This window comes from Caloranaerobacter azorensis DSM 13643, from assembly GCF_900129995.1.
GTDB classification, from domain to species: Bacteria; Bacillota; Clostridia; order Tissierellales; family Thermohalobacteraceae; genus Caloranaerobacter; species Caloranaerobacter azorensis.
Map to the genome: position 1 here is coordinate 1 of NZ_FQXO01000098.1, position 7,391 is coordinate 7,391.

Genomic DNA, 7,391 nt, shown 5'->3' on the forward strand with positions numbered 1-7,391 from the left:
TTGAGAAGTCAGCAGAGGTCATAGTACCTATCAAAACCTAGGATAGATAGGGAAGGACCGAACATTAGGGAGGTAAGTAGCATTGAAAGATTCGAGAGGTATGCAAAGACCACAGAAAACTTCATATGAAGGCTCTCCGACTGAAGTAGGACTGGAAGTCCAAGATAGGAAGGAAGCGTGTAGTATACCTTCGGCATCATCAATAGCGAAAGCCAGAGTTCAAGTTTGAACTTAACCTAATGAACCGCCGTATACCGAACGGTACGTACGGTGGTGTGAGAGGTCGGTAGATGAATTAATCATCTACCTCCTACTCGATTATCTGTTTAGTCCATGATGTTATTGAAGTAATAAATTGGAAATAACTTGACATAAGTTACAAAAAGTAATAAAATAAAAGCGGAAATTGGTAATTGTTTGTTGTTACTTAAAGATTAAAAAATACAGGTAACAACTCATAAGCCGAGTTTACTCGGTTTATATTTTATATTTTATTAAAATTGAAAGTCGGAATTTAAAAATCCGGTAATAGGAATCGATTTTTTATAAGGTTATGTTTTATGGGATAACGTAACTTGAAAAGAAAATAGTAGAGGAGGTGCTTTATTATTGTAGAAATATTGATAGCAATAACAGGCGTTGGAATTGGGACTATAACTGGTTATTTAATCAGAAAAGGAATTGCAGAAGGTAAAATTAAAAGTGCTGAGGAAGCTGCAAAGAAAATAATTGAAGAAGCTCAAAGGCAAGCTGAAACTAATAAAAAAGAGCTTTTACTAGAAGCTAAAGAAGAAATTCACAGAATGCGAAATGAAGTTGAAAGAGAAAACAGGGAAAGAAGAAGTGAATTGCAAAAGTTAGAGAGGCGATTAGTATATAAAGAAGAGATGTTAGATAAAAAAAGTGAAATGTTGCAGCATAAAGAAGAGTCCTTAGCAAAAAAGATAAAGGAATTAGAAGAAAAAGAAACGTCTATTGATGAACTGTATCAAAAGCAAATTGAGGAATTAGAAAGGTTGTCGGGATTAACATCTGAAGAAGCAAGAGAAATCTTGTTAGGCGATATTAAAAAAGAAGTGACACATGAAGCTGCTGTTATGATTAAAGAAATAGAAAGTAAAGCAAAAGAAGAAGCAGATAAAAAAGCGAGAGAAATCATTTCGTATGCAATACAGAAATGTGCGGCAGACCATGTGGCTGAAACAACAGTAACTGTTGTTTCTTTACCAAACGATGAAATGAAAGGTAGAATTATAGGAAGAGAAGGTAGAAATATTAGAACTTTAGAAACTTTAACTGGAATTGATCTTATAATAGATGATACACCAGAAGCTGTTATTCTTTCAGGTTTTGATCCAATTAGAAGAGAAATCGCCAGGATAGCACTTGAAAAATTAATAGTTGATGGCAGAATACATCCGGCTAGAATAGAAGAAATGGTTGAAAAAGCAAAAAGAGAAGTGGAAGCTCATATACGTGAAGAAGGAGAACAAGCAGCTTTTGATTGTGGAGTACATGGTTTACATTCAGAACTAATAAGACTTTTAGGCAGATTGAAATTTAGAACAAGCTATGGTCAGAATGTATTAAAGCATTCTATAGAAGTATCACATTTGGCAGGACTTATGGCAGCCGAGTTAGGTGCAGATGTGAAAATAGCAAAACGAGCTGGCTTATTACACGATATAGGGAAAGCGGTTGACCATGAGATGGAAGGACCACACGTTACTATAGGTGCAGATTTAGCAAGAAAATATAGAGAATCTAAAGAAATAGTACATGCAATAGCTGCGCATCATGGAGATATCGAACCGCAAACAGTAGAAGCAGTGTTAGTTCAAGCGGCAGATGCTATTTCAGCAGCTCGCCCAGGAGCAAGAAGGGAAACATTAGAGGCATATATCAAGAGATTAGAAAAATTGGAAGAAATCGCAAACTCTTTTGAAGGTGTTGAAAAATCTTATGCAATACAGGCAGGTAGAGAAATACGTGTTATGGTAAAACCAGAAGAGGTATTTGATAATGATATAGTACTTATTGCTAGAGAAATTGTTAAGAGGATAGAAAGTGAATTAGAATATCCAGGACAAATCAAGGTTAATGTAATTAGAGAAACAAGAGCTATTGAATATGCGAAATAAAGGGAAGATATTTCTTCTCTTTATTTTATAATATAATGTTTTAAATAAATCAAAAAATTTGAAATAAATTTAAAAAATTTTTTTAGGAAAAGAGGATTTTTTTGTTATTTGTAGAATAAATGTATTGTAGTGTAATAATAAGTTTATTAATTAATTATAAATACAAAAGGGGGCTTTATAAATGGATGTATTAAAAGTATCAGCAAAGTCAAATCCAAATTCTGTCGCAGGAGCATTAGCAGGTGTATTGCGTGAAAAAGGTTCTGCAGAAATTCAAGCAATAGGTGCTGGGGCGCTTAATCAGGCAGTTAAAGCGGTAGCAATAGCTAGAGGATTTGTTGCTCCTAGTGGTGTGGACTTAGTGTGTATACCAGCTTTTACTGACATTGAGATTGATGGGGAAGAAAGAACTGCAATCAAATTAATTGTACAACCTAGATAAGTTCGGGAAAACCTGCATTATTGCAGGTTTTTTGTTTATAAAGTATAATTTTCTAAGGAGCGATTGAAATGAAAAATCAAAGAAATAGACAATTCCCTTCAAAAATAAGTACTACATCTTTTGTAAAATTGTATATATTGCATTTATTGAGAGAAAAAAGTTATTATGGTAATGAAATAATTGAAGAAATAAAGCGCAGATTAAATTTTAAATGGGAGCCAAGTCCTGGTATGGTATATCCATTGTTGAGAGAATTAGAGGAAAATGGCTATATTACAGGTTGGTGGATAGAGCCAGATAAAAGGTCTATAAGGAAATATAGGATTACAAATGAGGGATCTGAACATTATAAAAGAATAAAATTGTTGTATGAAAGTATATTTATAGATTCTTTGGATATTATTAAATGTATATTGACAGATATATACGGCAGATAGTATTAATTTTTATTAATATTTCTAAGTAATGAAGGATATTAAACTAATAATGTAGAAAAACCCTTATTGTTTGATATAAATTATCTATGGAGGGGTAAAAGATATGGATTTTAAATTATCGGAAAAAGCATTAAGCATATCACCATCTGTAACATTGGAAATAACAGCTAAAGCGAAAGAAATGAAACAAAGAGGTATAGAAGTCATAAGTTTTGGTGCTGGTGAACCTGATTTTGACACACCTAAAAATATACAAGAAGCCGGTATTAAGACAATTAAAGAAGGAAATACTCGATATACTGCTTCAGCTGGCGTTTTAGAGTTAAGAGAAGCTATTTGTCAGAAATTGAAAAAAGATAATAATATAGAGTATACTCTTCAAAATATAATTGTATCGAATGGAGCTAAACATTCGATATTTAATGCTTTGACTGCTATTCTCAATCAGGGAGATGAAGTTATAATTCCTGTGCCTTATTGGGTAAGCTATCCTGAAATGGTTAAATTAGCAGGTGGAAAGCCTATATTTTTAGAAACTAAAGAAGAAGAGGGTTTTAAATATAACGTAGAAGAGTTGAAAAAATCAATAACAGATAAGACGAAAGCTATAATTATAAATTCACCTAGTAATCCAACAGGAGCTGTTTATGATAGAGAAGAGTTAGAACAAATAGCAAAAATAGCAATTGATAATAATATTTTTATAATATCTGATGAAATTTATGAAAAATTAATTTATGATGGGAAAAAACACATAAGTATAGCTTCTCTTAATAAAGAGATTAAAGATTTAACTATTGTAATTAATGGTATGTCAAAAGCTTATGCAATGACTGGATGGAGAATAGGTTTTGCAGCTGCTCATGCAGAAATCATTAAAGCTATGACTAATATTCAAAGTCATACAACTTCAAATCCTTGTACTATATCACAGTATGCTAGTTTAGAAGGTTTAAAAGGTGAACAAAAAGATATTGAATATATGAGGAATAAATTTGAAGAAAGAAGAAATTATATGGTTGATAGAATAAATGCGATTAATGGATTAACTTGTAGAAAACCTTCGGGTGCTTTTTATGTTATGGCTAATATTGTTCAGATTAAAGGTAAGGAAATTAAAGGCAAAAAAATTAACAGTTCATTAGATTTTGCTAATTTGTTGTTAAACGATATAAATGTTGCAGTTGTACCTGGTATTGCTTTTGGTGCAGATGATTATATAAGATTGTCATATGCAACTTCTATGGAAAATATAATGGAGGGATTAAATAGAATCGAAGCCTTATTAAAGTAGAAGAAGAGAGGAGTCGAAGTAATGAAAGATAAATATGAAAATCCATTAATAACAAGATATGCAAGTAAAGAAATGGCACAGATTTTTTCTCCTACAATGAAATATAGGCTTTGGAGAGAATTGTGGATAGCATTAGCCGAAGCACAAAAAGAATTAGGTTTGAACATAAGCGAAGAACAACTAGATGAAATGAAAAGAAATAAAGAGAAAATAGATTTTGAATTAGCGAGTAAAAAAGAAAAAGAATTTAGACATGATGTTATGGCACATGTACACACTTTTGGGGCTCAATGTCCTAAAGCTAAACCAATAATACATTTAGGAGCTACTAGTGCTTTCGTGGGAGATAATACTGATCTGATTTTAATGTATAAAGCTATGAATTTAATTAAAGTAAAGCTCATAAATTTAATCGATAAAATAAGAAAATTTGCTTTAAAATATAAAGATGTACCAACATTAGGATTTACACATTTTCAACCTGCACAATTAACAACTATTGGTAAAAGAGCTGCACTATGGTTGCATGATTTATATTTAGATTATGAAAATTTGGAGTATAGAATAAACAATATTAAATTAAGAGGAGCTAAAGGTACAACTGGTACACAGGCTAGCTATTTAAAATTGTTTGACAATGATCATGAAAAAGTTAAAAAATTAGATAAGTTAGTTGCATATAAATTAGGATTTAATAGTACTTATCCAGTGACAGGACAAACATATTCTAGAAAAATTGATTTTGAAGTATTATCTGTGTTGAGTGGTATAGCTCAAACGCTTCATAAAATAACAAATGATATAAGATTACTTCAACATTTAAAAGAAATAGAAGAACCATTTGAGAAAAAGCAAATAGGTTCTTCGGCAATGGCATATAAAAGAAATCCAATGAGAAGTGAAAGAATAGCTTCATTAGCTAGATATATAATTTCGAACCTAAACAGTGCTGCTATGACTGCTTCGACACAATGGTTTGAAAGGACGTTGGATGATTCTGCTAATAGACGTTTAATTATACCTCAATCATTTTTAGCGTGTGATGCTATATTAGAAATTGCAATAAATGTATTTAGTGGTTTAGTAGTATATGAAGAAGTTATAAAAAGTCATATTGAAAGTGAACTACCGTTCATGGCAACAGAAAATATTATTATGATGGCAGTAAAAAAAGGTGGAGATAGACAAGAATTACATGAAGTAATTAGACAGCTTTCTATGGAAGCAAGTAAAGTAGTTAAAGAACAAGGCGGAAAAAATGATCTTATAGATAGAATTATTAATTGTGATAAGATAAACTTAACTAAAGAAGAAATACTTGACATTTTAGACCCTGAGAAGTTTATCGGAAGAGCTCCAGAACAAGTAGTAGAATTTATTGAAGAATATATCGATCCGATCTTAAATAAACATAAAGACGTTTTAGGGTTGAATGTAGAATTAAATGTTTAAAAAATTAGAAAACCCCATTAAGGGGTTCAGACTGTTGACAAAGTACAAATATATGTAAATTAATGGGAATTCTGATTTCAAAAAGGATTCCCTTTCTTTTTGTCGAATAAATAATATATAACTTAATTCGAAAGGACTGAGATAAATGATAACCAGAGAAAACAGTAAGAACAAAAGAAATCAAATAGAAATGATAGCTTTAGACCAATTAGTCCCTGAAGATCACCTTTTAAGGAAAATAGATAAATATATAGACTTCAACTTTATATATGATTTAGTAGAAGATAAATATTGTTTGAATAACGGACGTCCCTCGATAGACCCTGTTATGTTATTTAAGATGCTCTTTATTGGTTATCTATACGGAATAAGGTCAGAAAGAAGATTAGTGGAAGAAATAAAAGTTAATATAGCATATAGATGGTTTTTAGGACTTTCTTTAAGTGACAAAGTTCCTCACCATTCAACGATAAGCCAAAATAGAAGAAGAAGGTTTGTTGGTACAGATATATACGAAAAAATATTCGATAAAATTGTTTTTAAGGCTATCGAATTAGAATTAATAAAAGGTGAAGTACTTTATACCGATTCAACACATATAAAAGCTAATGCTAACAAAAATAAATTTGAAGTAAAACAAGTACAAAAATCTATTAAAGATTATATAGAAGATTTAGAATTAGCTGTAAATGAAGAAAGAGAAAAACATAATAAAAAACCACTTAAAAAAAAAGAACATCAGCCCGAAATAAAAGAAACCAAAATTAGCACAACAGATCCTGATAGCGGATACATGGTTAGAGATAGGAAACCAAAGGGGTTTTTTTATCTTGAACATAGGACAGTAGATGGTGAAAATAACATAATTACTGATGTGTATATAACTCCTGGTAACGTAAATGATGCAGTTGTATATTTACAAAGATTAGATTATCAAAAAGAAAAATTTGGTTTTAATATTGAACAAGTTGGGCTTGATGCTGGATATTATACAGCTCCTATTTGTAAAGGATTAAAAGAAAGAAATATTCAGGGCTCAATAGCCTATAGATTGGGACCACATAAAAAAGGAAAATATACAAAGAATAGATTTCAATATGTTGAGGAATGGGATGTTTATGTATGCCCTAATTTATGTTTTCTTACATACAAAACTACTACCCGTGAAGGTTACAGCGAATATGTAAGTGATAAAAGAGATTGTATAAATTGCAAATATAAAGACAAATGTTTAGCAGAAAAACAAGAAATCAGAACAATTAGAAGACATGTATGGGAAAGCTACAAAGAAGAAGTTAGAAAATTTACAAAAACAGAGATAGGTAGAAATATATACAATAGAAGAAAAGAAACGATAGAGCGAAGCTTTGCGGATGCAAAAGAGCTCCACGGGCTTCGCTATTGCCGTTTCCGTGGAATTGAAAAAGTTAGAGAACAAAGTTATCTTACAGCAGTAGTACAGAATATAAAGAAGATAGCGATGCTGCTATCTAATCGTTTTTCTAGTCTTTTTTGTATATTTTATCAAAAATATCAAAAGCGAAATTATTTTAGAAAAATTGAATTAGTTGCTTAATAAAATTTAACCCACGATGTAAAAAAATCGTGGGTTTGTCATCAACCTG

At 31.0% G+C, this 7,391-nt stretch carries 7 protein-coding genes; all 7 read left to right on the forward strand.

What is annotated here, in order from left to right; genetic code table 11:
- Positions 1-82: 82 nt before the first annotated feature.
- Positions 83-229, forward strand: a complete 147-nt coding sequence (locus tag BUB51_RS13195) for a hypothetical protein (protein WP_159430368.1) — start codon at positions 83-85, stop codon at positions 227-229.
- 391 nt (positions 230-620) lie between these two features.
- Entirely contained in the window at positions 621-2,141 is a 1,521-nt protein-coding gene (gene rny, locus BUB51_RS11450) for a ribonuclease Y (RefSeq protein WP_250160155.1), read from the forward strand.
- Between the two features lie 181 nt (positions 2,142-2,322).
- Entirely contained in the window at positions 2,323-2,583 is a 261-nt protein-coding gene (locus tag BUB51_RS11455) for a stage V sporulation protein S (RefSeq protein ID WP_035163586.1), read from the forward strand.
- A 68-nt stretch (positions 2,584-2,651) separates the two neighbouring features.
- The gene (locus BUB51_RS11460; protein WP_073197873.1) at positions 2,652-3,020 is read left to right on the forward strand and encodes a PadR family transcriptional regulator; all 369 of its coding nucleotides are present in this window, start codon (positions 2,652-2,654) and stop codon (positions 3,018-3,020) included.
- A gap of 103 nt (positions 3,021-3,123) precedes the next feature.
- The gene (locus BUB51_RS11465; protein ID WP_073197875.1) at positions 3,124-4,314 is read left to right on the forward strand and encodes a pyridoxal phosphate-dependent aminotransferase; all 1,191 of its coding nucleotides are present in this window, start codon (positions 3,124-3,126) and stop codon (positions 4,312-4,314) included.
- 21 nt (positions 4,315-4,335) lie between these two features.
- Entirely contained in the window at positions 4,336-5,766 is a 1,431-nt protein-coding gene (gene purB, locus BUB51_RS11470) for an adenylosuccinate lyase (RefSeq protein ID WP_073197877.1), read from the forward strand.
- A 145-nt stretch (positions 5,767-5,911) separates the two neighbouring features.
- The gene (locus tag BUB51_RS11475; RefSeq protein WP_073197879.1) at positions 5,912-7,342 is read left to right on the forward strand and encodes an IS1182 family transposase; all 1,431 of its coding nucleotides are present in this window, start codon (positions 5,912-5,914) and stop codon (positions 7,340-7,342) included.
- Positions 7,343-7,391: the final 49 nt, after the last annotated feature.